The sequence below is a fragment of the Cryobacterium arcticum genome, from assembly GCF_001679725.1.
Taxonomy (GTDB): Bacteria; Actinomycetota; Actinomycetes; order Actinomycetales; family Microbacteriaceae; genus Cryobacterium; species Cryobacterium arcticum_A.
The window spans coordinates 305,061-331,484 of the sequence record NZ_CP016282.1 but is presented as its reverse complement, the minus strand read 5'-3'; the positions used below and the strand labels follow the sequence as shown (position 1 = coordinate 331,484).

The window sequence follows — 26,424 nt, the reverse complement described above, 5'->3', positions numbered from 1 at the left end:
GAAGCGGTTACTGCAAATGCTTAGATGCTGTTCACATCGAGCGGGATGCCGGGACCGAAGGTGGTCGAGACGGCGCCCTTGGTGATGTAGCGGCCCTTGGAGGAGCTCGGCTTGAGGCGAACGATCTCCTCGAGTGCTGCACCGATGTTCTCGTTGAGCTGGTCAGCCGAGAAGGATGCCTTGCCAACGACGAAGTGCACGTTGGAGTGCTTGTCGACGCGGAATTCGATCTTTCCGCCCTTGATGTCGGACACGGCCTTGGCGACGTCAGGCGTCACGGTTCCGGTCTTCGGGTTGGGCATGAGACCGCGCGGGCCGAGGACCTTACCGAGACGACCGACCTTGCCCATGAGCTCGGGGGTCGAGACGGCGGAGTCGAACGAGGTGTAGCCGGCGGCTACCTTCTCGATGAGCTCATCGCCACCGACCTCGTCGGCGCCGGCAGCGATGGCTGCCTCAGCCGCGGGGCCCGTTGCGAAGACGATGACGCGGGCGGTCTTACCGGTGCCGTGGGGAAGAATCACGGTGCCGCGGACCATCTGGTCTGCCTTGCGGGGGTCGACGCCGAGCTTGAGCGCGACCTCGACGGTGGAGTTGAACTTGACGGAGCCGGTCTCGCGAGCGAGGGTGACGGCTTCGGTGGGGGTGTAGAACTTATCGGCTTCGATCTTCTCGACCGCAGCGCGGTAGGCCTTTGACTTGGGTGCCATTTTGAATCTCCTGTAGATGCATGTGCTGAGAGCGTGGTTTTCGTGAGCCTGGCTGGCTCTTCCACTTGGTGCCAGTCGGCAGGTCGGAAAGACCATGCCTGTCGGCGGGTGTTCGACGAATCGAACGAAAGGGTGTTAGCCCTCGACCGTGATGCCCATGGAGCGAGCGGTTCCGGCGATGATCTTCGACGCGGCGTCGAGGTCATTGGCGTTGAGGTCAACCATCTTGGCCTCGGCGATTTCGCGAACCTGCGCCTTGGTGAGCTTGGCAACCTTGACGGTGTGCGGGGTTCCGCTGCCCTTGGCAACTCCTGCGGCCTTCTTGATGAGCTCCGCTGCGGGCGGGGTCTTCAGGATGAAGGTGAAGGAACGGTCGTCGTACACGGTGATCTCAACCGGGATGACGTTGCCGCGCTGGGATTCGGTCTGGGCGTTGTAGGCCTTGCAGAATTCCATGATGTTCACGCCGTGCTGACCCAGCGCCGGCCCGATGGGGGGTGCGGGGTTGGCGGCGCCGGCCTTGATCTGAAGCTTGATCAGACCAGTAACCTTCTTCTTCGGTGCCATGTTCTATTCCTTTTCAGTGATCGAACCCAGATCTCGCACTTCGAGCCTGCTCGGTGATCGAGCCTGTCGAGATCCGTGGTTCTCCCGCGTCCCCGGCATTTCCGGGGGGCGGTGGTTGGGGGAGGTTAAAGCTTGGTGACCTGGTCGAAGCTGAGCTCGACCGGGGTCTCACGCTCGAAGAGCGACACGAGCACGATGAGCTTGCCGCTCTCGGGCTTGATCTCGCTGATCGAACCGGGCAGGCCCGCGAACGAGCCTTCCTTGATCGTGATGGTCTCGCCGATTTCGTAGTCGATCTCGGCGGGCAGAACGCGCTGCGCGGCCTTGCCGGGAGCGCCGGACTTGGTGACCGGGACATCCTTGATCTCAACGAGGCCCTTGAGCATGCCGAAGGCTTCTTCGAAACGCAGCGGGGTCGGGTTGTGCGCGTTGCCCACGAAGCCGGTGACCCCGGGGGTGTGACGCACGACAGACCAGCTGTCTTCGTTGAGGTCCATGCGCACCAGGACGTAGCCGGGGATGCGCACACGGGTGACCATCTTGCGCTGGCCGTTCTTGATCTCGACGACGTCTTCCATCGGAACCTCGACCTGGTAGATGAAATCTTCCATGGCCATCGACTGCTTGCGGTTCTCGATGTTCGACTTCACGCGACGTTCGAAGCCGGCGTAGGAGTGGATGACGAACCACTTGCCGGGCTGGAAGCGCAGTTCCTTGCGGAAGGCTTCGTACGGGTCCTCGTCTTCGGCCTCGGCCTCGGCGTCGACCTCTTCTTCGTCCTCGACGGCCTCAGCGGCAGCCTCTGCCTCGTCGGCGGAGTCGATGTCGAGCGCGTCTTCGACGATGGCGTCGGCTTCGGGATCGGTCGACTCGGCGAGGGCATCCAGTGCGGCGTCGAGATCGTCTTCGATGTCGGCGTTCTCGTCTTCTACGTGCAGGGCGACCTGCTCGGCGGCTTCGACCGACGTCTCGTCGGCGGCGAGGGTGTTGCCCTCCTGCGCCTCATCGTCGTTGGAGGACTGTTCTGCGGCGGTGGCCCAGTCGACGTCGTCGCGATTGGTCTCAGTCACTAAATATCAATCCTTCTTCTATTGCGCGGGCGTGAGGCTGCACCGTGGTGCTCACTCACCGATCCTGCGTTCATGATCAGTCGGGGTGCCGCTTCTGCGGCACGGCTCAACTGGGAGTGCCGAATACGTACGTGACGACGAGCGCGAACACCCAGTCGAGTGCCGATACCAGCGCCATCATGATCACCACGAAAATCAGAACCACTCCGGTGTAGCTGAGCAGTTCCTTGCGGGTCGGGGTGACGACCTTACGGAGTTCGGCCAGGACCTGCTTGATAAACAGGGACACCCGAGCGAACGGACCGCGCTTGGTTTCGCGGGCCACTCTGGCGTTCGCGACGATTTCCTCGCTGGGTTCGTCGATAACTTTTCGGGCCACCTGTTACACCTTTCGTGGGCCGGCGGAAAGACCACCGACTTGCAGGGCGGACAGGACTCGAACCTGCAACCTGCGGTTTTGGAGACCGCTGCTCTACCAATTGAGCCACCACCCTATGAAGCGAAACCCGTCGGCTTCCTGTGTGCTTCTTTCGGTCAAACGACCAAAATAGGCGCAAAAAAGCTTGGCAGATTTCAACTACCGGACCAAGTCTAGGTCACGTCGGGTGCCCTGTAAAGCCAGCGCCTGTTCCCAGGGCATGGCCGCCCCCGTATGCTCGAAGCGTGGCACACGACATCAAACGGATCTCCACCAGAATCGGCTCCATTGCGGAGTCCGCGACCCTCAAGGTCGACGGCAAGGCCAAGGCGCTGCAAGCAGCCGGCCGGCCGGTCATCAGCTTCGCGGCGGGTGAGCCTGACTTCCCCACTCCCGCGCACATCGTGGAGGCGGCCCTGGCGGCCGTGAAGGATCCGCGCAATCACCGCTATACCCCGGCGGCCGGCCTGCCGGACCTCCGCGAGGCGATCGCCGCCAAGACGCTGCGGGACAGCGGCCTCGAGGTCGGCCCGTCGCGGGTGCTCGTCACCAACGGCGGCAAGCAGGCCGTCTACCAGGCCTTCGCCACCCTGCTCGACCCGGGCGACGAGGTGCTGCTGCCCACCCCGTACTGGACCACCTACCCCGAGGCCATCCGCCTGGCCGGCGGCGTACCTGTCGACGTCTTCGCCGGCAGCGACCAGGGGTACCTCGTCACGGTCGAGCAGCTCGAGGCCGCCCGCACCGAGAAGACCAAGGTGCTCCTCTTCGTCTCCCCGTCCAACCCCACCGGCGCGGTCTACTCCGAGGAGCAGACCCGGGCCATCGGGGAATGGGCCGAGGAACACGGCCTCTGGGTGATCAGCGACGAGATCTACCAGAACCTCACCTATGACGGCGTGCGTGCGGTCTCCATCGTCGAGGCCGTCCCGGCCCTCGCCGACCGCACCATCCTGGTCAACGGCGTCGCGAAGACCTATGCCATGACCGGCTGGCGGCTGGGCTGGATGGTGGGACCGCAGGATGCGATCACCGCCGCGGCGAATCTGCAGTCGCACCTCACCTCCAACGTGTCGAACATCTCGCAGCGCGCGGGCATCGCCGCCCTGAACGGCCCGCAGGATGACGCCGAGGCCATGCGGGTCGCCTTCGACCGCCGCCGCAAGCTCATCGTCGCCGAGCTCAACAAGATCCCCGGCATCCTCACCCCCACCCCGCAAGGGGCGTTCTACGTCTACCCCGACGTGACCGGTCTGCTCGGCCGCACCTGGGGCGGCGTGACCCCCACGACGTCGCTCGAGCTGGCCGACCTCATCCTCGACCAGGCCGAGGTCGCGGCGGTGCCCGGCGAGGCCTTCGGCCCGAGCGGCTTCCTGCGCCTGTCTTACGCGCTGGGCGACGATGCGCTCCTCGAGGGCATCCGCCGCCTGCAAACCCTCTTCGCCTAGTCCGCGAACTGTGACCTGAGCCCCAGAAATCCAATCCGGATTTCTGGGGCTTATCTCACAGTTCGTGGCATCCACCAGTCGGTGGATGCCCAGGTCGGCCAGACGGGTGTTGCCCGGGGCGGGTTCTGGGACGAGTGTGGAAGCATGACAACTTCCCCTCCTGCCGTGCGCGTGGCGCGGCTGAGCAAGTCCTACGGGCCGTTCGACGCCGTCACCGACATCAGCTTCGACATCCGGCCGGGCGAGACCTTCGCCCTGCTCGGCCCGAACGGTGCGGGCAAGAGCAGCACCATCGAGATCCTCGAGGGCTACCGGGATCGCTCAGAGGGCGATGTCACGGTGCTCGGCGAAGATCCCCAGCACGCCGGCCTGGACTGGAAGGCGCGCATCGGCATCGTGCTGCAATCCAGCGGCGAGAGCGGCAACGCCACCGTGCTCGAGCAGCTCAAGCACTTCGCCGGGCTGTACCCGAATCCCCGCTCAGTCGACGAGGTGTTGGCCGCGGTCGGACTCGAGGAGAAGGCCAAGACTCGCATCCACCGGCTCTCCGGCGGGCAGCAGCGCCGGGTGGATGTTGCGCTCGGCATCATCGGACGGCCGGAACTGCTCTTCCTGGACGAACCCACCACGGGCTTCGACCCCGAGGCCCGGCACCAGTTCTGGGACCTCATCCGGCAGCTCAAGGCCGAGGGCACCACCATCCTGCTCACCACCCACAATCTCGACGAAGCCGCGGAGCTCAGCGACCGGGCCGGCATCATCGTGGGCGGCCGCCTGATCGACATCGGTGCGATCGGCGAACTCGGCGGCCCGTCCGCCCGCACGCCGAAGGTGCGCTGGCGCGACGCCTCCGGCACGATTCAGGAGGTGCGCACCGACACCCCGGCACGGCTGGTGGCCGAGCTGGCCGGTGCCGCAGGCGGTGAACCGGCCGAGCTGCAGGTGATCCGCCCCAGCCTCGAAGACATCTACCTCGGCCTGGTGCGCGGGCACGCCGCCGGCAACGCCAGCACGTCCGAGTCCCCCACGACAGCGAGCTCCACGACCGACAGCACGGAGGTGCTCGCATGAGCACGACCCTGACCGCCTCGACCGCTCGGCCGCGCACCGCCCGGCACGGGTTGTTCAAACTCGGTGTGGCGCGCATCGGCTTCGAGATCCGGCTGTACTTCCGCTCCACGGACACGGTCTTCTTCACGTTCCTCTTCCCGTTCATCATGCTGGGCATCTTCACGGCGGCGTTCAGCGCGCAGGGCAACATCGGGACCAACCCCGACGGCTCCGGCGGCATCAGCGTGGGCGCCTACTACCTGCCGGGGATGCTGGCCGCGGGCATGCTGCTCTCGGGGCTGCAGAACCTCGCCATCGACATCGCCGGGGAGAAGGGTGACGGCACCCTCAAGCGCCTCGGCGGCACACCGCTGTCACCGCTGAGCTACTTCATCGGCAAGATCGGTCAGGTGCTCGTCACGGGCATCCTGCAAGCCGTGCTGCTGCTCCTCGTGGCACGGTTCGCCTTTGACATCGCCCTGCCCACCGAGCCCGAGAAATGGCTCACCTTCGCCTGGGTGTTTCTGCTCGGCGTGATCACCTGCGCCTTCCTGGGCATCGCCCTGTCGGCCCTGCCGCGTTCGGGCCGCAGCGCCTCCGCGGTCGTGATTCCCATCGTTCTGGTGCTGCAGTTCATCTCGGGGGTGTACCTGCAGTTCAACGCGCTGCCCGAGTGGATGCAGAACGTCGCCGGCCTGTTCCCGCTCAAGTGGATGGCGCAGGGTATGCGGTCGGTCTTCCTGCCCGACTCCTTCGCGTCACAGGAGCAGAACGGGGCGTGGGAGCTCGGTCTGGTGGCACTGGCACTGCTGATCTGGCTGGTGGTGGGCCTGGTCGGCAGCCGGCTCACCTTCCGCTGGATCCGTAAGGACGCCTAGTGCCCCGCCCGTCGCGGCCGCAGGCCCCGCCGGGGCGTGGGATGCTTGGCGCATGAACGCTCGGCGCTGGTGGGACCTGATCGTGGCCGGCTCCCTGACAGTCCTGGCCGCGATAGCGGTGGAAGGCTCAGAGAGGCACCCCGTGAGCGCCGCCGGAGCGGTGCTGTCGCTGACGGCGGTCGGGCTGGCCTACATCGTGTGGGGCCGGCGCATGCTGCGACCCCGACCCATACCCGGCGACCGCGGTTCTTCCGGCTTCGATCATGTGACCTATCCCGGCTCCGCCCGGATGCTGCGCATCGCCATCATCGTCGGCTGCGGTGTCGCCACCTCCTTCGACCCGAACATGGCCACCCTCCAGACGCTGGTCTTCCCGCTGATCTGGGCCCTGGCCGACTCATGCCGGCACGCCGTCGTGCTCAGCACGAGCCTGACCGTCGTCACCGGCGTGGGCCTCTGGGTCGGCAGCGGGCGCACACCGGACGCCGCCGCCCAAGCGGTGGCCATCGAGACGATCTCACTCGTGTTCGCCCTGGCCATGGGCATCTGGATCACGCGCATCGCCACCGCCGGCGCCGAGCAGCGCCGGCTCGTGGAGAAGCTCACCCTGGCCCAGGACGAACTTGCCGTGCTGCACCGGGATGCCGGCAGCGCCAGCGAGCGGGAGCACCTGGCCCGCGAGATTCACGACACCATCGCGCAGAGCCTGACCAGCCTGGTGATGCTCGCCCAGCGCACCCGCCGCGAGCTCGACGCGTTGCCGGTCGACACATCCGTTGCCGCGGACAGCGTCGATCTCATCGAGGCCACCGGGCGGGACGCCCTGGCCGAGGCGCGCGCACTGGTGGCCTCGATGGCACCGGCCCGGGTGGGTGACGGTGATCTCGCCCACACCCTGGCCCGGCTGACCGAGCGCTTCGAACGCGAAACCGGGATTCAGGTGGGCGTCGACCTCGCCGGACTCGGCACCACCGGCGACGGCACCGCGCCCGCACTCGACCGGGCCCTCGAGGTGGTTTTGCTGCGCTGCGCCCAGGAGGGCCTGGCCAACGTACGCAAGCACTCCGGCGCGGGAGCCGCCCATGTCGGTGTCGCGCGGACCGGCCACGACATCGTCCTCACCGTGTCCGACAGCGGCCGGGGGCTGGGCGACTACACCCCCGACACCGAGCACGGCTTCGGCCTGGCCGGGATGCGCGACAGGCTCGCCCTCGTCGGCGGGAGGCTCGAGGTCACCGACAGTGCGGCCGAGGGCGCCGGCGGCGGGCACGGCACCACCCTTCGGGTGACCCTGCCCGTCTCCGCGCCGGCTGTGTCGACGGGGCCGGCATTACCCACCGGTGTGGGGGCCCGCGGATGATCCGGGTGCTGGTGGCCGATGACCATCCGATCGTGCGCGGAGGCATCGTCGGCCTGCTCGGCACGGCCGACGACATCGAGGTGGTCGGCGAAGCGGCTGATGGCGCTGCAGCCGTGCTCCTGGCCGCCGAGCTGCGGCCCGACCTGGTGCTGATGGACCTGCGGATGCCCCAGCTGGACGGCGCGGCGGCCACCGCCCAGATCCTGGCGCACAACCCGGACACCCGGGTGCTGGTGCTCACCACGTACGAAACCGACGACCAGATCCTGGGCGCCATCGCGGCCGGGGCGAGCGGCTACCTGCTCAAGGCCGCACCGCAGGCCGAGATCATCGAGGGTGTGCGCTCGGTCGCCGGCGGCCAGACGGTGCTCGCGCCCGTGATCGCCGCCAGGCTGGTGCAGCGGGTGCGGGCGGATGCCGCGCCGGCGCCCCGACTGTCGGCCCGCGAACTCCAGGTGCTCCGCCTCGTGGCGACGGGTGAGAGCAACCCGCAGATCGCCCGGTCGCTCTTCATCGGCGAGGCAACCGTCAAGACCCACCTGCTGCACGTGTTCGAGAAGCTCGGCGTGAGCGACCGCACCCGCGCGGTCACCCTGGCCATGGAGCTGCGCCTGCTCTAGCCCGCTCCGCCCGGCTCGGCGGCAGGCTCCGCGGCCGGCACGAGCACACTTGAAGCCGAGTTGCGACAGGTCGCACCTGCAGCCCCTCCCGCAGGCACTTTTGCCGCAAGTCGCGGGCGCGCTGATCCGGCGAGCGAGAACGCTCGTTTCCGAACGCCCGAGCGGCGGGCGTGCGAGCGGCGAACGCCCGAGTTGCGGCGGTGGCGGGCTAAAGCAGCGAGAAACCGACGAACACCGGTTCGGGCTGCAGGATCACACCGAAGTCGCTCTGCACCCGCTGCTGCACGAAGCGGGCGAGCTGCCCGATCTCGTCGGCGGTGGCCCCGCCGGTGTTGGTGATCGCCAGGGTGTGCTTGCTCGAGATCGCGGCGCGCGACCCGGGCAGCCGGAACCCGCGGTGGATGCCGGCGTTCTCGATCAGCCAGGCTGCGCTGAGCTTCACGGTGCGGAGCACCTGGCTGCCGGGGACGGGCCCGACGCCGGCGTACTCGTCGAGCGGGATCACGCGGTCGGGCAGTTCGACCTCGGCCTGTTTCCAGCGCGGCGCATCCGTGGGCAGGGTGCGGGCGAAGCTCTCGGTCACGATCGGGTTGGTGAAGAACGACCCGGCGCTGTAGGTGTCGGGGTCGGCCGCGTCGAGCACCATGCCCTTGCCGGCCCGCAGGCCCAGCACGCTCTGGCGCAGATCGGTCAGAGGCACCCGGTCGCCCACCTGCACGCCGAGGGCCTGGGCCAGCTGCGGGTACCCCACCGGCCGGCTCAGCGGCGTGCCGAGCACCTCGGCCTGCGGGGTCATGTCGCGCAGCTCGAGTTCGATGGCAAGCACCACGCCGCGGCGCCCCTGCTTGAGCACCGAGGTGCGGTAGTCCAGCCGGAGGTCGGCGGCGCTGAGCCGTTCCACCTCGCCGGACTCGTAGTCCAGGAAGTCGATGGCGGCCAGGCTGCTGGAGAGCTCCTGACCGTACGCGCCGATGTTCTGCACGGGCGCCGCACCACTGGTGCCCGGGATGCCCGACAGCGCTTCAATGCCCGCCCAGCCGTTCGCGACAGTGTGGGCCACCAGCTCGTCCCACGGTTCGCCGGCCTGCACACGGATGCGCACGGGCCGCCCGTCGAGGTCGTCGTCGGTTGCCGACTCCGGCACTGGGTCGAGCCGCTCAATGCCGCGCGTGCGCACCAGGATGACCACGCCGTCGAAGCCGGCATCCGCGGCCACGGTGTTGGAGCCGCCACCGACGAGCGCCCACGGCTCGTCACCCGCCCAGGCCTCCAGAGCCGCCGCGATCAGACCGGCCTCGTCGGGCGGGGCCACCAGCTGCGTGGGGGCGCCGCCGACGCGCAGCGTGGTCAGCTCGGACAGGTTCACGGGCACAGGCTCGGTCATGGGGATCAGACGAGGCTGACGCGCGCCTGCGCCTTGCCCAGGACGGTGGTGTTGTTGAAGGTGACGGTGAGGTCGATGCGGGCCACGCCGGCCTCGGCGTCGAGGGCGCCGACCTTGGCCAGAACGGTCACGACCGCGCCGAGGTCGGGGTCGACGGGTACCGGACGGGTGAACCGCACCTGGTAGTCCACAACGCGCGCCGGGTCGCCGGCCCAGTCGACGACGGGCTGGATGGCCAGACCCATGGTCAGCATGCCGTGGGCGAGCACGCCGGGCAGTCCCACCGACTCCGCGACGTCGTCACGGTAGTGGATCGGGTTGAAGTCGCCCGAGGCGCCCGCGTAGCGCACCAGGGAATCCCTGGTGAGCGGGAAGCTGCTCTCGGCGACGATGTCGCCGACCGAGAGGGAGTCGAGGCTGGGCGTGGTCGGCACTGTCTTGTTGGTCATTCGTCTCCCCTGACGACGAGGGTGGAGGTGGCGGTGACCACGTGGGCGCCGGATGCGTCGACGATCGTCGACTCCGCTGTGACCATCGAGTGGCCGCCGAGGCTCTTCACGCTGGCGACGGTGAGCGTGGCGGTGAGCTCGTCACCGGCCACGATCGGCCGGCTGAAGCTGAAGCGCTGGTCGCCGTGCACCACCCGGGTGAAGTCGATGCCCGCGTCGGGTTCGGCGAGCAGCTGGGCCAGGGTGGCCTCCTGCACGACCACGGCGAAGGTGGGCGGCGCCACGACGTCGGCGTAGCCGGCGGCTTGCGCGGCCTCGGGGTCGAAGTTGATCGGGTTGGTCGCGAAAACGGCCCGCGAGAACTCGCGCACCTTCTCCCGGCCCACGAGATACGGCGGCACAGCGGGAAAGACCCGGCCCTGGATTGCTGGATTCACAGACACGTACCGAGTGTACTTGCGCCGGGCGCCGGCCGGCCCGCGCGACGGCCCCCGCTGAGGAATTGTCGGAAGCTGGGCGTTAGGGCAGGATTGGCCCAGTGGATTACCAACAAGTGGCCCTGACCGCCCCCGAGGTCGAACCCCTGCTCACCGGCCTCCGTCAGGAGTATGAGACACGCTATGGTGCCGGCGCCGGCGACTCGGTGCTGGATGTGGAGCCGCAGGAGTTCGAGGCCCCCACCGGCGCCTTCGTGGTGCTGATGGACGGGGACCGCACCGTCGCGGGCGGCGGCCTCCGCCGGATCGACGATGAGACCGTTGAGATCAAGCGGATGTGGACCAACCCGGACTACCGCCGCCAGGGCCATGCCCTGCGGCTGCTGCGCGAGCTGGCCGGCCTCGCCGAGCAGCTCGGCTACGCGACCGTGCGTCTGGAGACCGGGCACGCCCAGCCCGAGGCGCTCGCCCTGTACCGCGGTCTCGGCTTCACCGAGATCGACAGCTACGGGCCCTACGAGCACGCCGCAGCGTTCGAGTTCGGCGTCGACGCCGTCACGACAACGCCCCGCCACTCCCGCCACTAGGGCGGAAGGACGGGGCGTGGACGTTCGGACGCGCTGACCGAAACGGCTCAGCCTGCTCAGACGGACGGGATGACCAGGCCGCCCCAGGTGTCGAGCATGTACTGCTGGGTCTCCGGGGAGAGCAGCAGTTCCTTGAGCTTGACGATGCGCGGGTCGTTCTCGAGCTCGGGCGTGGTGGCCAGCACGTTGGCGTAGGGGCTGTCCTTGCCCTCGATCAGGATCGCCTGGTCGGCGGTAAGGCCGGCCGGCAGCGCGAACGAGATGGTCACGAACGCCGCGTCGACGTCCTGCACGGCCTGCGGCAGGGTGGCGTTCTCGATCTCGCGGAACTCGTACTTGTTCGGGTTCTCGGTGATGTCGGCGAGCGAGGTGGGCTCATCCGTCGTCTCGATCAGGCCTTCGCCGGCCAGGATCTTGAGGGCGCGGCCCTCGTTGGTCGGGTCGTTCGGGATGGCGATGGTGGCGCCGTTCTTGAGGTCGTCGAGCGACTTCACGGTGTTGCTGTAGAACGCGGCGCTGGGCAGGTAGATCTCGCCGACGCTCACCAGGCTGCCGCCGGCCTGCTCGTTGTAGGTCTTGAGGAACGTGGCGTTCTGGAACAGGTTCGCGTCGATCGAGCCGTCGGACAGGGCCACGTTGGGGGTGTTGTAGTCGGTGAAGTCCTGGAACTTGATCTCCAGGCCCGCGTCGGCGGCGAGGTTGTCCTGCACGAACTTGAGGATGTCGCCGGCCGGGGTGGCCAGGGCGCCCACGGTGACGGTGCCGAGGTCATCGGCTCCACCGCTGGCGGCCGGCTCGTCGGAGGAGCCGGCGCAGGCCGTGAGGGCGAACAGGGCGGAGATGGCAACGGCGGCACCAGCAAGGCGCGTGCTGCGTGAGGTGAACTGCATGGGAGGACTCTTCTCGTGGGTGGCGGGTGGTGAGAGCCGCGCCGTCATGCTGACTTCGGCGCGACCGGGTGAGACAGGGGGTCGGGTGAGACAGGGGGTGGGGAGTGGCAGCTCAGGCGCCGGTGGCGACCTCGGCACGCAACGCGGGTGACGTCTTCTCCGCGCGGCTGGGCCGGGAGCGGTGCGCGAAGCGCTTGGCCAGCATCGTCGCCAGCCCCTGCAGCAGCATCACGATCACGAAGATCACGATGATCACGGCGACCATGTGGATGGTGCTGTAACGCTGGTAGCCGTACCGCACGGCGACATCGCCCAGGCCACCGCCGGCAACGGTGCCGACCATGGCGGAGAAGTTGATGATGGAGGTCACCGTCGTGGAGAGCCCCAGGATCATCGGGGCGAGCGCCTCGGGCACGAGCACCTTCGACACGATCTGCCAGCGGGTGGCGCCCAACGACTCGGCCGCCTCGATCAGGCCCGTGTCCACCTCCTTGATCGCGATCTCCACCATTCGGGCGAAGAACGGGATCGCCACCACGGCCAACGGCACGATGGCGGCGGTGGGGCCGATGAAGGTGCCCACGACCAGGCGGGTGAACGGGATCAGCGCGACCATGAGGATGATGAACGGCACGCTGCGGCCGAGGTTCACGATGAAATCGAGCACCCGGTTTATCACCCGGCCGGCCCGGCGCGAGCCGAACGGGCTCTCGAACAGGCCACCGGGTTCGGTGCCGACGAGCAGGATGCCCAACGGCAGCCCCACGATGACCGTGATGAGCAGCGAGACGCCCACCATATAGAGGGTCTGACCGGTGCCGATGAGCAGCACCTGGAACAGGTCCGACCAGAACTGCGGCAGTGATGGATCCAGAAGCACGGTTACTCCCCCACGATTTCGACGAGCATGCCCTGGCTGCGCAGGTCCTCGATGGGCCTTGCGTTGCCCGCCGGACTCCCCGGCAAGGCCAGGCGGGTGCGCCCGGCCTGGTTGCCGCCGATGGTCTCGATGGCCGCGCCGAGGATGGACACATCCAGCCCGTAGGTGCGCGCCAGCTGGGCGATCACCGGCCGGTCGGCCGATCCGCCGCTGAAGGTGATGTCGATCACCGTGTCCCCCGGCAACGACGGGGCGTCGCCGAGCGGGAAGAGTTCGTGCGCCAGGCGGGAGCCGGCGGTGGAGATGAGTGAGACGATGCGGCCCTGTTCGACGATGCGGCCACCCTCGATGAGCGCGGCGGAGTCGCAGATGCGCTTGACGACATCCATCTCGTGGGTGATCAGCAGCACAGTGAGGCCCAGGTCGGTGTTGATCTTCTTGACCAGGTCGAGGATCGACCGGGTGGTCTCCGGGTCGAGCGCGCTGGTGGCCTCGTCGGAGAGCAGCACCTTGGGGTTGCCGGCCAGCGCCCGGGCGATGCCCACGCGCTGCTTCTGTCCGCCGGAGAGTTCGGCGGGGTAGGCGCCGGCCTTGTCGTCGAGCCCGACGAGGTCGAGGATCTCCAGGGCCCGGCGGCGGCGCTGCTCACCGTCGACTCCGATGATCTCCAGGCCCAGTTCGACGTTGCCGCGCACAGTGCGCCCGGCGAGCAGGTTGAAGTGCTGGAAGACCATGCCGATCTTGCGGCGTGCCCGGCGCAGCTCGGCGGGCGCGAGGGCGGTGAGCTCGTCGCCGTCCACCGTGACGGTGCCGGAGTCGGGGCGTTCGAGCAGGTTGACCGCCCGGATCAGGGTGCTCTTGCCGGCACCGCTCTGGCCGATCACACCGAAAATCTCGCCCTCTGCCACCTCGAGAGAGACGTCCTGCAGGGCGGCGGTGACCGTCCCGCCGGAGCGGAAGGTCTTGGAGACGTGCTGAACGGAGATCACGGTGGTCCTGAGGTTAGGGCTGCACGGTCGGGTGGTGCGTTCTGGCGGCTTGTACCCCAGTCCTTCCGAGTCTGTCAACCGCAACGCCGCGGGCCAAATCAGTGTTACGGAATGTGTCGGGTGGCCTCTCCTTGCCGCGTCGACCCCCGTAGAGGGATAACGTGGACACGTTATGCATAACAAATTGACCCCCCACCCCGATCTTCCGATCGACCTGCCCACGGCCGAGCGCCTCGCCAAGGCCGTCGAACACTATGGCGAGTCCACCGTCGTCGACCACTCCGTCGCCCTCATGCGCGGCAAGAACGCCGGCAAGGACTTCCTGCTCTACGTGGGCGGCCGGCACGCGCTCGGCATCCTCGAGGGCGCCCCGGCGCTGTACTGGCCCGAGCTGTGGGGCGCCCGCGCCCTGCTGCACGTGTGGAACGACTCCGCCGCACCGTATGTCGTCGTCGGCCTCAACAACGAGGCTTGGCGCATCCGCGAAATGTGCGCGAAGGTCGTGCTGCTGCGCGGCCTGGATGTGGCGCCCAAGCTCGTGAAGGCGACCACCGACGAGGTGCCGCGCGTGCGCGTCGCCGCCCTCAACGCCCTCGCCGTGCAGGGCCGCGAGCAGGACATCCCCACCATCACCGTGCGACTGCGCGACCCAGACAAGGACGTTCGTCGCGCCGCCCAGCAGGCCCGCGACGCCATCGTCAGCCGTCTCAACCTGCCCAAGGAGTAACCACGAACGCCACCCAGACGCCTCAGCCGTCGAACCTGCAGCCGTACCGGCGGTACGTGGCCATCGGCGACAGCTTCACCGAAGGCGTCGGCGACGACCTGCCCGACGGCCAGGTGCGCGGATGGGCCGACCTCGTGGCGCTTGGACTGGCCGCGGCGAGCCCCGAGCCGGTCTCGTACGCCAACCTCGCCATCCGTGGCAAACTGCTCGGCCCCATCGTGAACGACCAGTTGGAGCCGGCCCTCGCGTTGAAGCCCGACCTGCTCACGGTGTGCGGCGGCGGCAACGACATGATGCGGCCCCGGGTGGAGATCTCCTACGTTGTCGACCTGCTCGACCGGGTCGTCGACAAGGCGGTGGCCGACGGCATCCATGTCGTGGTGCTCAGCGGCGGCAACCCGTCCCGGCACCTGCCGCTCGGCTCGCTCATGCAGAAGCGCGGCGACAGGCTCGCCGAGGCCGCCAGGGAGACCTTCGGCAAGCCCGGCGTCACCCTGGTCGACAACTGGATCGACACCGAACTCATGCAGAGCCGGTTCTGGTCGGCCGACAAGCTGCACCTCAATGCCTGCGGGCACACCCGGGTGGCCACCAACGTGCTCACCGCCCTCGGCGTGCCGGTGCCGGTCGGTTGGGCGCAGGGTGAGGCCGGCGAGGCCCCGCCGCGCGAGCGCATCCAGGACACCGCCGCGTACTACGCCGCCTACGTGTTGCCCTGGATCGGGCGCCGGCTCACCGGCCGGTCCTCCGGCGACGGTCGCCCGCCCAAGCGCCCTGAGCTCACCGAGGTTGTCGTCCCGTCCGCCTAGGCCTTAGCGGTTGGCGGCCACCTGGTCGGCCAGGTATCCGCCGAACCCGCCCGGCGCCCGGCCGTCCAACCGGCCGGAGGTGATCACGGGGATGAGGGCCGTGCGGCACTCGTGCACGCCCAGGCGGCGCAACTCCCCCACCAGCAGCACGTCCTCGTCGGAGTCGACGTCACTGAATCCGCCGGCGGCGAGGTAACGGTCCGCCCGCACGCCCAGGTTGGCCCCGTGCACGTGCGGATGCCCGTCCACCAGGCTGTGCTCGTCGTGCCAGCGGGCGCGCTCCCCCGCCGGAAGATCGGCGTCGGGCAGCACCGTGCCCAGCATCAGCTCCGTGCCCGCCTCGGCGAGCGCCAACTGCACGGCCAGCCAGCGCCGGGGAACGGCGGAGTCGGCATCCGTCGTGGCCACCCAGGTGTGTGCGGGTGCGGCGCCGGCCAGCAGCCGGTCGACCCCGAGGCGCCGGGCCGTGCCGACCGAACCGGCGTCGCTCTCCATCGTCAGGGCCCAAGGCCACTCGGCCACGACATCGGCCGAGCCGTCGGTGCACCGGTCGAGCACGACAAGCACCGAAATGGCGGGGGCGTCGGCGCCGAACTCCTCCCGCACCACCGCAACGGCCTCGCCCAGCGCGGCCAGGCAGCGCGGCAGCCGGCTCTCCTCATTCCTGGCGGGCACCACCACGAGCACGGCGTCGATCCGCGCGGGCTCACGATGCGCAGTCTCGAGCGGCCTGGTCACGGCGCCAGGCCCTCACGCTGGGCGACCGACCGGGCCGGGGCTGGTTCGTAGACCTCGAGCACGAAGTCGCGCTCCAGATGCAGCACGGTGCGCTCCAGGCCCGGCAGTGCGGCCAGTGCGGCGTGCACGTCGTCGCCGCCGAGCGGGTATTCGCCCACCGGGTGCCGCCAGTGGCAGGCCACGAGCGATCCGCCGGGCGCGAGGCTGTCCCGGCACCGCGTGAGGAGCACATCCAGGTCGGCCGGTGAGCAGTAGTAGCCGATCTCTGACAGCACCACCAGGTCGAAGCTGCCTTCCGGCCACTCGGCGGGCAGGATGCGTTGTTCAACCGTGACCCCGGGGAGCCCAGCCAGCCGGCGGCGGGCCACGTCGAGCGCCCGCTCGGCGAGGTCGGTGGCGAGGAGGGTGTCGCAGCGGTCCGCGAGCTCGCGGCTGAGCACGCCGATCGAGCAGCCCAGTTCGAGCGCCGCACCGTAGCGTTCCAACGGCAGCGCGGCCAGGGTGGCGGCGCGCTTGCGCGACTCGTACCACCGGGTCTCGAAGCCCCACGGGTCGGCCGAGCCGGAGTAGAAGTCGTCGAAGAACTCGGCCGTCAGGCTGCCTGGCGCCGGCGTGTCGGGCACGGCGCGGTCGGGCGTGGGCGCATCGGGCGCGTCGGGCGCCGGACTGCCGAGCGCGTCATCGCCGGGCGCTTCTGCGGCGTCGGGTGCACGCACGATCGATGACGTCGCCTCCAGGAACATCTCCCAGGGGCGTTCGAAGTGTGCGGCGAAGCCCGGCTGCACGATGGCCTCGTCGCCGGGGTAGGCCGAGAGCGGGCGCACCTGGCTGACGTGCGCGGCCATCGCGGCGCTCTTGCGCGCATGACCCGCCGCGCCGAGGGCGATCGAATACAGCACCTCGACGCCGTCGCCGGCCGGCCAGACATCATCCGCCGGGGTCGACCAGTGCCAGGCCCAGATGGGGTACTCCAACAGCCGGGCGCCGATACGGGCGGCCACGAGCGCCGCAGCCTCGCCGGCCGCGGTGTGGTCGGGGTGACCATCCTTCCGCCACGGGGCGACCAGCCATACCCCACCGGCATCCGCGGGCGCATCTGCCGTCGCCTCTGCCACGATCGCGTCGGCCAGCTCGGTACGGTGGGCCGCGAGCCTGCCGTCGGGCAGGTCGAGCAGCCGGATGCGCGCCGCCGGCGTCAGAGCGCGCACGGCCGCCACCACCTCGGCACGGCGCACCACCGCGAGGCCGGCGGGTGTGGTGGTGGGCGAGTGCGGGTGCGAGGCTTCACCGTTGCTGGCCACGATCACGGTGACCGGGATCCCCTGGGCCGCGGCCGCGACGATCAGGCCGCCGGCACCGAGGGACTCGTCGTCGGGGTGCGCCGCGACAACCACGAGCCGGTCACAGCCGGTCAGGGTGAGCGGCCGGGCGCGCACCGCCCAGTCGGCGCCCTGCCAGACCTCTTCGCTGGTTCCGCCGCCGTCGTGAGTGAAGGTCACCATGCCGGGAACTCCTCGCCGAGCACGCGGTCGCCGAGCGCCGCGTCGTCACGCTCCGCGTGGTGCTGCCGCACGTACAGGGTCAGGTCGGCGACCCGTCGGGCGTGCCGGGCATCGAGCGCGAGCGGCGCCGGGCCGAGCGCGTGCCCAACCCGGGTCAGCACCTCGTCGACCGTGCGGGCCACGACCCCGCGCACCCGCGCGGCGAGCAGCACGCCATCCGCCCCCACGGCCTCGCCCGCGTCGATCGCGGTCGCGGCATCGAAGAGGGCGGCCCCGGCGCCGAGTAGCGCCAGGTCGACCGCGCCGAGATGGGCGCGCATGATCTGGTCGGGCGCACGGCCCTCGGCGGCCCGGCGCAGCTGCCGGGCCACCCCCACGGCCCCGCCCCACCAGCAGGCCGCCACCTGGATACCGCCCCAGCTGAACCCGGGCCGGCTCAGATACCAGTCGTCGTCACCCACCGGCACGGCGGGAACCGCGCTGAAGTCCACGGGGCCGCTGGGCACCTGGGTCAGTCCGGTGGCGACCCAGCTGCCCTCGTGCACCCGCACCCCGGGATCGCCGAGGTCGACCGCGAACAGCCGGCGGTGCCCTGGATCGGCACCGGCGGGGGTGGTGTGGGCGGTCACCAGGGCGTGGCTGAGCAAGCCCGCGAGCGAGCACCACGGCTTCGTGCCGTCCAGCTGCCAGCCGGTGTCGCCGGGCGCGCCGGTGCCGCGGGTGGCGGACAGCCGCACCCCGGGCCCTTCGGCGGCGAAGACCCCCCAGCTCTCTGTGCCGGCGCCAGTCGAGCCGAGCGCATCCGTGTCACCGCGAGCCTGCCGCAGGATGGTCAGCGCATCGGTGTGCGCCTCCAGCACGCGGGCCGCAGTGAGGTCGGCCGCTGCCGCGCTGGCCAGGGCGTCGAAGAGCAGCGGGGTCTGCCCCGCACCGGGCTGCGGCAGCAGGGGCGCCGTGTCCACGGCGAACCGGATGGCGCGGCCCGCGTCGCCGTCCACCGCCCACGCGGCGGCGGCCACGGCGGCCGGGCTGCCGGGCTCGTGCGGCCCCGCGGCGGTCACGCCGGCCGCTCCGACCGCGGATCCGGCCCGGCGTCGGACGCCCCGCACCGAAACCGGTGCCGACGCCGCAGCATCCATCGCCGGAGCTGCCGCCACCGGCGCCCCGGGTGCCCCCTGCGTCGCCGTGCCTGACTGCGTTGCCATTGTTCTCCTCCGGTGCGCCATCCGCGCCATCCACTCCGCGGCGCCGGCTCCCCGATCGCTGCGACACCTGTCAGAACATCCTGCCAAATCAACCGGCGACCCGGACAGATCCGTCGCCCTCCGGGCCTTACGAACCGGTGAATTCGGGGATACACTGCCCCCAAACGGGGGTGTTCCCCGAAGTGTGGCCCTGAGGCACCGTTGATAGGGCCTGACCGAGGTCACACCAGAAGCATCCCCGCTTGGGGTGGGCCGTCATCGGGGTGGCCCGCCCCTTCCTTCTGGCCGTCCGGCCGGCCCTCTGCCCGGTGTCCCCGCGGCCCGGTCAGCGCACCCGGCCGATCTCGAAGACCGGGTAATCCGCCGCGATCGCCGCGAACTCCGCCACCGGCGCATCCTTATCCACCGGGATGTGCGGGCGGGCGCCGGGGGCACGCTGCAGGTAGTTCTTGATGATGGCGGGCCGGCGGCCCACGTCCACCTCGGTGAGTTGCACGGCCCGGCTCATGCCCGCCCGGATCGACACGCGTCCGTCGGCGGCCCGCACGTTGCGCACCCATCGTGCGCCCTGGCCGAGCATCGAGACGACATAGCGACGCCGGTCCACCCGCGCGGTCACCAGAGGCAAGCGCAGGGGCGTGCCCGACTTCGGATTCACGGTGTCCAGCCGGATCAGCCACCAGCCCAACAGGCCGGACGCCGCGAGCCGACCCATGAAACGGTTCGATCGCAGGGCCGCCCGGCCGGGGCGGCCCCCGCTGTACATCTGCCGGTGCCGGTCATCGAAGCTCATTGGTCAGATAGTACGCGCGAGCCACCCGGCACGAACAGTTTCTGCTGCCTCAGGCGGGCACCGCCTCGGTGCCGCGCGTCCGCTCGGCCATCCGCTCGACCGCGGTGGCCACCAGGCGGGCGTCCTCCACCGTCACGCGATGCACGGCGCCGGTGATGCGGATGCTCCCGGTGGTCTCCTTGACGGCACAGGACGGGCCCACCCACAGTTCCACCTCGCCCGGCTCCACGATGCGTTCGAAGGTCAGGCCGGTGAAGGCCAGCCGTGCCGTCGGAACCGCAAAGCGCACCACGGCTTCCTCGCCCGGCTCGAGAGTGACCCGCTGGTAACCCAGCAGCTGGGCGACCGGCCGGGTCACGCTGGCGTGCACGTCCCTGGCGTAGAACTGCACCAGGTCGGTGCCCGCATTCACCCCGGTGTTGCGGATGCGTACGCTCGCCGAGAACGTGCCGCCGGCGTCGACGGTGGCGTCGGCCTCGAGCGCCGTGCGTTCGAAGGTCGTATAGGTCAGCCCGTGCCCGAACGGCAGCACCGGGGTGCTGTCCACGCTGGTCACGTCGCTCGGCCCGCCGAGGATCGGGTGCAGGTAGGAGTACGGCTGGGCCCCCGCCGCCCGCGGCAACGACACGGGCAGGTGCCCGGTCGGCGCGACGGTGCCGGCCAGCACGGCCGCGATGGCGCCGCCGCCGGCCTCGCCGGGGAAGAACGCCTGCAGAACCGCCGCCGGGGCATCCGGTCCGTCGACCGCCCACGCCACGGCATAGGGGCGGCCCGTCATCAAGACCATGACCACCGGGGTGCCGGTCGCCGTGACGGCCTCCACCAGCCGGCGCTGCAGACCCGGCAGCTCCAGGCTCTCCACATCGTTGCCCTCGCCCACGGTGCCGCGGCCGAACAGCCCGGCCCGGTCGCCGACGACGACCACGGCCACGTCGGACTGCCGGGCCGCGTCCACCGCGGCGGCCAGGAGCGACTCATCGTCGCCCTCGACGTCGCAGCCGGCGGCGTACCGGATCTCGGCGCCGGGGAATTCCTCCCGCAGCGACTCGAGCACGGTGGGCATCGACAGCTCGGCGGGCACGTCGGGGTGGTGTGCGAGAACGTGGTTCACGAACGAATAGCAGCCCATCAGCGCCTCGGTGGAGTCCGCGTTCGGCCCCAGCACGGCGATGCTGCGGGGCCCCCGGCCGTCGGCTGCGCGCAGGGGCAGCACACCCTGGTTGGTGAGCAGCACGAGGGACTCCTCGGCCAGTACCCGTGCCACCCGGCGGTGCTCGGGCGAGTCGAGGTCGATCTCGGTGGGCGCCATGGTGAAGGTCTCGTCCAGGAGGCCCAGGTCCTCCTTCTGCGTGAGCACCCGCAGCACCGCACGGTCGATCAGCGTCTCGTCGGTCAGGCCCGCGCGCACCCGGTCCATCAGCGGCGCGAGGAAGGCGTCTCCGGTCGGCAGTTCCACATCGATCCCGGCGGCCAGCGCCAGCTCGGCGGCCTCACCGCGGTCGGCGGCGACGGCGTGCATCAGCTGCAGGAACGCCACCGAGAAGTAGTCGGACACGACCACACCGTCGAAGCCCCAATGGTCCCGGAGGATCTCGGTGAGGTACTCAGGGGTGGCGCCCACGGGCGCACCGTCGATCTCGGCGTAGGAGTTCATCACGCTCCGCACCCCACCGTCCAGTACCGCCATCTCGAACGGCGGCAGGAACACGTCGTTGATCTCGCGCCGGCCGGCGTGCACCGGGGCGTGGTTGCGACCGGCCTGCGACGCCGAATACCCGACGAAGTGCTTGAGGGTCGCGTGCACACCCTCGGCCTGCAGCCCCCGCACATACGCGGTCCCGATGGTGCCGACGACGTAGGGGTCCTCGGCGATGCACTCGTCCACCCGACCCCAGCGCGGGTCGCGGATGACGTCCAGCACGGGCGCCAGGCCCTGATGGATGCCGAGCTGCCGCATCGAGCCGCCGATCAGCCGGCCCATCTCCTCGACGAGCTCGGGGTCGAACGCGGCCCCCCAGGCCAGCGGGGTGGGGAAGGTCGCGGCCTTCCACGCGGCGAGCCCGGTCAGGCACTCCTCGTGCACGATGGCGGGGATGCCCAGCCGGGTCTCTTCCTTGAGCCGGCGCTGCTCCGCCCACAGCCACTCGGCTCGCTCGACCGGGTCGACCGGGCGGGTGCCGTAGACGCGGGTGAGGTGGCCGAGCCCGTGGGTCGTCGCCTCGTCGTACCGGGTCGAGGTGGCCATCTCCCCCGCGAGCGGGGCGACGACCTCACCGCCCTGGTCGACCCAGTATCCGACGAGCTGCGCGAGCTTCTCCTCCAGGGTCATCTGCGCGTGCAGGGCGCGGACGCGTTCGGACACCGGCGGCATTTCGGGGTTGGTCACAACGTTCTCTTTCTACTTCGACAAAAACACTGACGCCACACGCGGGCGGCAGATCAGCCCTTGACCGCGCCAGTGAGCCCGCCGACGATGCGGCGCTCGAACAGGGCGAAGAACACCAGGGCGGGAATCATGGACAGGGAGGTGAACGCGAGAACCTTCGCGGTATCCACGGAGTACTGCGAGGCGAACGATTGCACGCCCAACGGCAGGGTGAACACGGCGTCGTTGTTCAGGATGAACAGCGGCAGCAGGTAGCTGTTCCAGCTGGCGATGAAGGCCAGGATGCCCACCGTGATGACGCCGGGCATGGCCAGCGGCACGATCATCCGCCAGAAGAAACCGAGCCGGCTGCAACCGTCGATGAAGGCCGCCTCCTGGATCTCGTCGGGGATGGCCCGCAGGAACGGCACCAGGATGATGATCGTCGTGGGCAACGCGAACGCGATCTGCGGCAGGATGACACCGCCGAGCGAGTTCATCAGGCCCAGGTTCTTCACCACCAGGTACAGCGGGGTGATGGCCACGGTCATCGGGAACATCAGCCCGGCCGCGAACATGGCGTAGAGGATGCCACGGCCGCGGAACGAGTACCGCGCCAGCACGTAGCTGGCCATCAGGCCGAGCAGCACGACACCGAAGGTGGTGGCGAGCCCGGCGATGAGGGAGTTGCCCACGAGCCGCCAGAACGTGCCGCCGGTGAGGACATCGAGGTAGTTGCCGATGTTCCACACGCTCGGCCACCCGGACGGGTCCGTGGTGATCTGGGCGTTGGTGCGGAACCCGCCGATGATGATGAACAGCACCGGGGCGAGCATCAGGCCGATCACGAGCACGGCGACAACGTAGGCGACCGGGGTGCCCCAGCGTCGCTTGGTCACGATAGCGGGTGGCGGGGTGGCCGGCGGCAGGGCCACCGCGGGCGTCTGTAGCGCGGTCATCGGCTCTTTCCCTTTCCAGTGATGGCGCCTTCGGTGTCCCTGCGCAGCACGTAGCGCTGGTAGATCAGCGCCACGATCAGGGAGATCAGGAAGAGCACGACAGCCACGGCGTTTCCGTAGCCGTAGTTGCCGGCGTTGCGCCCATTGGTGACGAGGTACGTCGCCATGGTCGAGGTACCGGCGGTTGAGGCGATGTACTGGCCCCAGATGATGTAGACGAGGTCGAACAACTGCAGCGCCCCGATGATGGACAGGAACGCCCAGATACGCAGGGTGGGCGCCAGCAGCGGCAGCGTGATGTGGCGTTGGATCTGCCAGAACGACGCTCCGTCGATGGCCGCCGCCTCCGGCAGCTCCTCGGGGATGCCCTGGAGACCGGCGAGGAAGAGGATGACGGCGAAACCGACGTACTTCCAGGTGATGATCACCATGAGGGTCCAGATGGCGATGTCGGGGTTCGACAGCCAGTCCTGCGTGAACGCGCCCAGGCCGACCTTCTCCAGGAGGCCGTTCACGGCGCCGTTGGTCTGCAGCATGAGGCTCCAGCCGGTGCCGACGACGACCTCGGAGATGACATAGGGAACGAAGATGAGCACGCGGATGAGCGATTGCCCGCGGAGCTTTCGATTCAACAGCAGGGCGAGGAGGATCGCCACCGGCCCCTGGAGCACCAGGGAGAGCACGACGATGACGCCGTTGTGGGTCAGGGCCTCCTGAAAAGTGGGGTCCTGGATGATGGTGATGTAGTTGCGGAACCCGACGAAGTCGGTCGGCGGGCCGTAGCCCTGCCAGCTGAAGAAGCCGTAGTACGCGGCCATCACCACGGGGAAGATCACGAAGCCGAGGAAGACGATCAGCGCCGGTCCCACGAGGACCGCGATCTCTACCCGGGCCCCCCAGTTGACACGGCGGGGGCGCCGCACGGGCGGGAACCCGGGCGTGGTGCCCGAGTTCCCGCCGCTCGCGAGATCCACCTCTAATCGCGTCGAAGTATTCTCGCGAACTGACATGAGCTGCCTAGGCCTTCTTGGCCGCGTCGTTGACCGCCTGGATCAACAGTTCCGGGCTGCCCTTGCCGGCGAGGAGGTCGACGACACCCACGTTGAGCGCGTTTCCGACGTTCTGGCCGTAGACGGTGTCCAGCCACTGCGAGACGTACGGGGCCTTGTTGTAGGCCTCGATGATCTGCTTGAGGTAGGGCTCGGTAACGGCTTCCTGCGCCACGGTGTTCACGGGCGGCGCGTTGAAGGCCGCGTAGTACTCCTTCTGCACATCGGCGCTGCCGATGTAGTTGAGGAAGTCGACGCACTCCGGCGGAGCGGAGGCCGAGCAGGAGTAGCCGTCGACGCCGCCGAGGATGGAGCCGGGCTTGCCGTCGCCGCCGGACACCTCGGGGAACGGGAACCAGGCCAGGTCGGCCAGCGGCTTCGTGTCGGGGGTGAGGGAGGCGATGACGCCCGGGTTCCAGGCTCCCATGAGTTCCATGGCTGCCTGGTGGTTGGCTACGAGGCCCGCGGAGCTGCCGGCGCCCTGCTGGGCGGCGGTGGTGAGGAAGCCGTCGTTGAAGGGCTCGGTGTCGGCGAAGCTCTGCAGGTCTTCGCCGGCCTTGATCCAGCAGTCGTCGCTGAAGTCCTTGGTGTCTGCCGCCTCGGCCAGAACGGCCGGGCTGCATTCGCGGAGGGCGAAGAAGTAGAACCAGTGCGCGGCGGGCCAGGCATCCTTGGCGCCGAGCGCGATCGGTGCGACGCCGGTGGTCTTGAGCTTCGCCGCGTCGGCCTCGAGCTCGTCGATCGTGGTGGGGGTCTCGGTGATCCCGGCCGCCGTGAAGAGGTCCTGGCTGTAGAAGATACCGCCGGGCAGAACCGCGACGGGCATGGCGTAGACCTTTTCGTCCAGGGTGTTCGCGATGAAGGAACCCTCGGGGATCTCTTCCTTGACCTGGTCGGAGATGCCGCCGGTGAGGTCCATCAGCTGGCCGGCCGCGACCATGGCCGCCATCTTGCCGCCGCCGCGCTGCAGGAAGATGTCGGGGGCGTCACCGGAGTTGAGGGCGGTCTGCAGCTTGCCGTCGAGGTCTTCGTTCTGGATGGACTGGACCTTGATGGTCACGCCGGGGTTGGCGGTCTCGAAGTCGGCGACGGTCTTGTCCCAGAACGCCTGGCCGGGGCCGGTGGTGGAGTTCTGCCAGAGGCTCATCGTGACGTCGCCGCCGGATGACGACCCGTCACCCGTTGAGTCGCCGCTACAGGCCGTCAGGCCCAGGGCACCGAGGCCCAGGACCATGGTTCCCGCGAAGATTCTCTTCGCTGTGGTGTGGTTCACCTTCATTGGTTCAACCTTTTCTCTTCATTGAGGGACGCCATCGGTCATCGATGGTCTTGGTGTAGAGCCGCGCCCTGTCGGGCAGTGCTGTATTTTCGGCCTTCGGCACGCCCACTGTGATGGCCCGTCCGACATCCGAATTGCCTCAGTGTCACAGCCAGGAAAAATAGTGTCAAACGTTTTCGAAAACAGTTTCCAAACGTCCTATGCTGATCCCATGTCTCCCCGCGCCACCATCCACGATGTCGCCGCCGCCGCCGGCGTGTCCGTCGCCACGGTGTCCAAGGCGGTCAACGGCCGGTACGGCATCTCGGCGGCGACCACGGCGCGGGTGCTCGACGTGGTGCAGCAGCTCGGTTACGAGTCGAGCCTGGTCGCCAGCAGCATGCGCTCCCGTCGCACCAGCGTCATCGGCATCCTGGTGGCCGATTTCGAGCCCTTCAGCGCTGAGATCCTCAAGGGCGTCGGCGTCGCGCTGCAGGATTCCGGGTATGACCTGCTCGCCTACAGCGGTTCCCGGCAGCGGGAGACCAACGGCTGGGAGCGCCGGTCGCTGAGCCGGCTCAGCGGCACGCTGATCGACGGTGCGATCATGGTCACGCCCACGGTGGACACCACCTCCACCGAGATCCCCGTCGTGGCCATCGACCCGCACACCGGCCGCGCCGACCTCCCCACGGTCGAGTCGGACAGCTTCGGCGGCGCCCTGCAGGCCACGCGCTACCTGATCGAACTCGGCCACCGTCGGATCGGCTTCCTCGGCGGCCGGCCGGACCTGCGCAGTGCCACCCTCCGCGAGGCCGGTTATCGTCAGGCGCTGGCGGATGCGGGCATCGCGTTCAACCCGGCGCTGGTGCGGGTCGGCCTGTACAAGCGCGACACGGCCAAGGCACCGGCCGCGTCGCTGCTGTCAATGACCGACCGCCCCACCGCGGTGTTCGCCGCGAACGACCTGTCGGCGATCGCGATCATCCAGGTCGCCGCGGAGCTCGGCCTCGAGGTACCCGGCGACGTCTCGGTGATCGGCTTCGACGACATCCCGGAGGCGTCACAGATGAACCCGGCGCTGACCACCATCCGGCAGCCCATGAAGAGGCTCGGCGCCACGGCGGCCGGGATGCTGGTCTCCCTGCTGAACGGCGACACCCTGCCGCAGAACCACATCCGGTTGCCCACCGGTCTCGTGCGCCGGGCGACGACCGGTCCCCCGCGCCCGTAACCCTCCGCGAACCGGAGGAGCACACACACAGTGCCGTGGTCAGCGCCA

27 protein-coding genes and 1 tRNA gene are annotated in these 26,424 nt (G+C 69.3%); 9 read left to right on the top strand and 19 right to left on the bottom strand.

Annotated elements, in window-relative coordinates:
• Positions 1-20 precede the first annotated feature (20 nt).
• The 5 genes from rplA to PA27867_RS01540 all read right to left on the bottom strand — a co-directional run bounded on the left by rplA (position 21) and on the right by PA27867_RS01540 (position 2,841).
• A complete protein-coding gene (gene rplA / locus PA27867_RS01560) occupies positions 21-710 on the bottom strand; it encodes a 50S ribosomal protein L1 (RefSeq protein WP_066592268.1) in 690 nt (229 codons plus the stop codon).
• Positions 711-845: 135 nt separating this feature from the next.
• A complete protein-coding gene (gene rplK / locus PA27867_RS01555; RefSeq protein ID WP_066592266.1) occupies positions 846-1,277 on the bottom strand; it encodes a 50S ribosomal protein L11 in 432 nt (143 codons plus the stop codon).
• A gap of 125 nt (positions 1,278-1,402) precedes the next feature.
• Entirely contained in the window at positions 1,403-2,347 is a 945-nt protein-coding gene (nusG, locus tag PA27867_RS01550; RefSeq protein ID WP_066592264.1) for a transcription termination/antitermination protein NusG, read from the bottom strand.
• 106 nt (positions 2,348-2,453) lie between these two features.
• Positions 2,454-2,726: a preprotein translocase subunit SecE gene (secE, locus tag PA27867_RS01545; protein WP_066592261.1), complete on the bottom strand. Its 273-nt coding sequence runs from the start codon at positions 2,724-2,726 to the stop codon at positions 2,454-2,456.
• A gap of 42 nt (positions 2,727-2,768) precedes the next feature.
• Positions 2,769-2,841, bottom strand: a tRNA-Trp gene (locus PA27867_RS01540).
• A 169-nt stretch (positions 2,842-3,010) separates the two neighbouring features.
• On the opposite strand from PA27867_RS01540, the gene PA27867_RS01535 reads away from it, so the two are divergent.
• The 5 genes from PA27867_RS01535 (at position 3,011) to PA27867_RS01515 (ending at position 8,121) form a co-directional block, all read left to right on the top strand.
• Positions 3,011-4,213, top strand: a complete 1,203-nt coding sequence (locus PA27867_RS01535) for a pyridoxal phosphate-dependent aminotransferase (protein WP_084020536.1) — start codon at positions 3,011-3,013, stop codon at positions 4,211-4,213.
• A 144-nt stretch (positions 4,214-4,357) separates the two neighbouring features.
• The gene (locus PA27867_RS01530) at positions 4,358-5,284 is read left to right on the top strand and encodes an ABC transporter ATP-binding protein (RefSeq protein WP_066592257.1); all 927 of its coding nucleotides are present in this window, start codon (positions 4,358-4,360) and stop codon (positions 5,282-5,284) included.
• Positions 5,281-6,141 carry an ABC transporter permease gene (locus PA27867_RS01525; RefSeq protein WP_157109075.1) on the top strand — a complete coding sequence of 287 codons (861 nt, stop codon included), beginning with the start codon at positions 5,281-5,283 and terminating at the stop codon, positions 6,139-6,141. The genes PA27867_RS01530 and PA27867_RS01525 overlap by 4 nt, the downstream gene beginning before the upstream one ends.
• 52 nt (positions 6,142-6,193) lie before the next feature.
• A complete protein-coding gene (locus tag PA27867_RS01520; protein ID WP_066592245.1) occupies positions 6,194-7,501 on the top strand; it encodes a sensor histidine kinase in 1,308 nt (435 codons plus the stop codon).
• Positions 7,498-8,121, top strand: a complete 624-nt coding sequence (locus PA27867_RS01515; protein WP_066592243.1) for a response regulator — start codon at positions 7,498-7,500, stop codon at positions 8,119-8,121. The genes PA27867_RS01520 and PA27867_RS01515 overlap by 4 nt, the downstream gene beginning before the upstream one ends.
• 208 nt (positions 8,122-8,329) lie before the next feature.
• Here the strand turns inward: PA27867_RS01515 and PA27867_RS01510 are convergent, their stop codons facing one another.
• From PA27867_RS01510 to PA27867_RS01500, 3 genes are read right to left on the bottom strand one after another with little or no spacing between them, the layout of a single operon-like run.
• Positions 8,330-9,505 carry a UDP-N-acetylmuramate dehydrogenase gene (locus tag PA27867_RS01510; protein ID WP_066592241.1) on the bottom strand — a complete coding sequence of 392 codons (1,176 nt, stop codon included), beginning with the start codon at positions 9,503-9,505 and terminating at the stop codon, positions 8,330-8,332.
• 5 nt (positions 9,506-9,510) lie between these two features.
• Positions 9,511-9,954 (bottom strand): MaoC family dehydratase, encoded by a 444-nt coding sequence (locus PA27867_RS01505; protein ID WP_066592238.1) that lies wholly within the window; start codon positions 9,952-9,954, stop codon positions 9,511-9,513.
• Positions 9,951-10,397, bottom strand: coding sequence for an FAS1-like dehydratase domain-containing protein (locus PA27867_RS01500; protein ID WP_084020535.1), 447 nt, complete (start codon positions 10,395-10,397; stop codon positions 9,951-9,953). Before PA27867_RS01500 ends, PA27867_RS01505 begins: the two co-directional genes overlap by 4 nt.
• A 95-nt stretch (positions 10,398-10,492) precedes the next feature.
• Here PA27867_RS01500 and PA27867_RS01495 point away from each other — a divergent pair, with 95 nt between their 5' ends.
• A complete protein-coding gene (locus PA27867_RS01495) occupies positions 10,493-10,978 on the top strand; it encodes a GNAT family N-acetyltransferase (protein ID WP_167550811.1) in 486 nt (161 codons plus the stop codon).
• A 56-nt stretch (positions 10,979-11,034) separates the two neighbouring features.
• On the opposite strand, the gene PA27867_RS01490 is transcribed toward PA27867_RS01495, so the two are convergent.
• The 3 genes from PA27867_RS01490 to PA27867_RS01480 all read right to left on the bottom strand — a co-directional run bounded on the left by PA27867_RS01490 (position 11,035) and on the right by PA27867_RS01480 (position 13,737).
• A complete protein-coding gene (locus tag PA27867_RS01490) occupies positions 11,035-11,868 on the bottom strand; it encodes a MetQ/NlpA family ABC transporter substrate-binding protein (protein ID WP_066592234.1) in 834 nt (277 codons plus the stop codon).
• A 112-nt stretch (positions 11,869-11,980) separates the two neighbouring features.
• Positions 11,981-12,748 (bottom strand): methionine ABC transporter permease, encoded by a 768-nt coding sequence (locus tag PA27867_RS01485; RefSeq protein WP_248851864.1) that lies wholly within the window; start codon positions 12,746-12,748, stop codon positions 11,981-11,983.
• A 2-nt stretch (positions 12,749-12,750) separates the two neighbouring features.
• The gene (locus PA27867_RS01480) at positions 12,751-13,737 is read right to left on the bottom strand and encodes a methionine ABC transporter ATP-binding protein (protein ID WP_066592231.1); all 987 of its coding nucleotides are present in this window, start codon (positions 13,735-13,737) and stop codon (positions 12,751-12,753) included.
• 172 nt (positions 13,738-13,909) lie between these two features.
• Here PA27867_RS01480 and PA27867_RS01475 point away from each other — a divergent pair, with 172 nt between their 5' ends.
• Positions 13,910-14,464, top strand: coding sequence for a HEAT repeat domain-containing protein (locus tag PA27867_RS01475; RefSeq protein ID WP_066592227.1), 555 nt, complete (start codon positions 13,910-13,912; stop codon positions 14,462-14,464).
• A 56-nt stretch (positions 14,465-14,520) separates the two neighbouring features.
• Positions 14,521-15,273, top strand: coding sequence for an SGNH/GDSL hydrolase family protein (locus PA27867_RS01470; protein ID WP_236900793.1), 753 nt, complete (start codon positions 14,521-14,523; stop codon positions 15,271-15,273).
• Between the two features lie 3 nt (positions 15,274-15,276).
• Here the strand turns inward: PA27867_RS01470 and PA27867_RS01465 are convergent, their stop codons facing one another.
• From PA27867_RS01465 to PA27867_RS01430, 8 genes are all read right to left on the bottom strand, one after another.
• The gene (locus tag PA27867_RS01465) at positions 15,277-16,011 is read right to left on the bottom strand and encodes a glycosyltransferase (RefSeq protein WP_066592224.1); all 735 of its coding nucleotides are present in this window, start codon (positions 16,009-16,011) and stop codon (positions 15,277-15,279) included.
• Positions 16,008-17,513: a bifunctional PIG-L family deacetylase/class I SAM-dependent methyltransferase gene (locus PA27867_RS01460; RefSeq protein WP_066592222.1), complete on the bottom strand. Its 1,506-nt coding sequence runs from the start codon at positions 17,511-17,513 to the stop codon at positions 16,008-16,010. The genes PA27867_RS01465 and PA27867_RS01460 overlap by 4 nt, the downstream gene beginning before the upstream one ends.
• Complete coding sequence (locus PA27867_RS01455) at positions 17,507-18,718, bottom strand: acyl-CoA dehydrogenase (protein WP_157109074.1); 1,212 nt, start codon at positions 18,716-18,718, stop codon at positions 17,507-17,509. Before PA27867_RS01455 ends, PA27867_RS01460 begins: the two co-directional genes overlap by 7 nt.
• 325 nt (positions 18,719-19,043) lie before the next feature.
• On the bottom strand, positions 19,044-19,511 hold the full coding sequence (locus tag PA27867_RS01450) for a nitroreductase/quinone reductase family protein (RefSeq protein ID WP_208857285.1): 468 nt from the start codon (positions 19,509-19,511) through the stop codon (positions 19,044-19,046).
• 49 nt (positions 19,512-19,560) lie between these two features.
• A complete protein-coding gene (locus PA27867_RS01445) occupies positions 19,561-21,882 on the bottom strand; it encodes a beta-glucosidase (protein WP_066598768.1) in 2,322 nt (773 codons plus the stop codon).
• Positions 21,883-21,950: 68 nt separating this feature from the next.
• Positions 21,951-22,835 carry a carbohydrate ABC transporter permease gene (locus PA27867_RS01440; protein WP_084020533.1) on the bottom strand — a complete coding sequence of 295 codons (885 nt, stop codon included), beginning with the start codon at positions 22,833-22,835 and terminating at the stop codon, positions 21,951-21,953.
• Positions 22,832-23,845, bottom strand: coding sequence for a carbohydrate ABC transporter permease (locus PA27867_RS01435; protein ID WP_084020532.1), 1,014 nt, complete (start codon positions 23,843-23,845; stop codon positions 22,832-22,834). Before PA27867_RS01435 ends, PA27867_RS01440 begins: the two co-directional genes overlap by 4 nt.
• Positions 23,846-23,852: 7 nt before the next feature.
• Positions 23,853-25,163 carry an ABC transporter substrate-binding protein gene (locus tag PA27867_RS01430; RefSeq protein WP_084020531.1) on the bottom strand — a complete coding sequence of 437 codons (1,311 nt, stop codon included), beginning with the start codon at positions 25,161-25,163 and terminating at the stop codon, positions 23,853-23,855.
• A gap of 211 nt (positions 25,164-25,374) precedes the next feature.
• Between PA27867_RS01430 and PA27867_RS01425 the strand changes: the two genes are divergently transcribed.
• A complete protein-coding gene (locus PA27867_RS01425; RefSeq protein ID WP_066592214.1) occupies positions 25,375-26,376 on the top strand; it encodes a LacI family DNA-binding transcriptional regulator in 1,002 nt (333 codons plus the stop codon).
• Positions 26,377-26,424 lie beyond the last annotated feature (48 nt).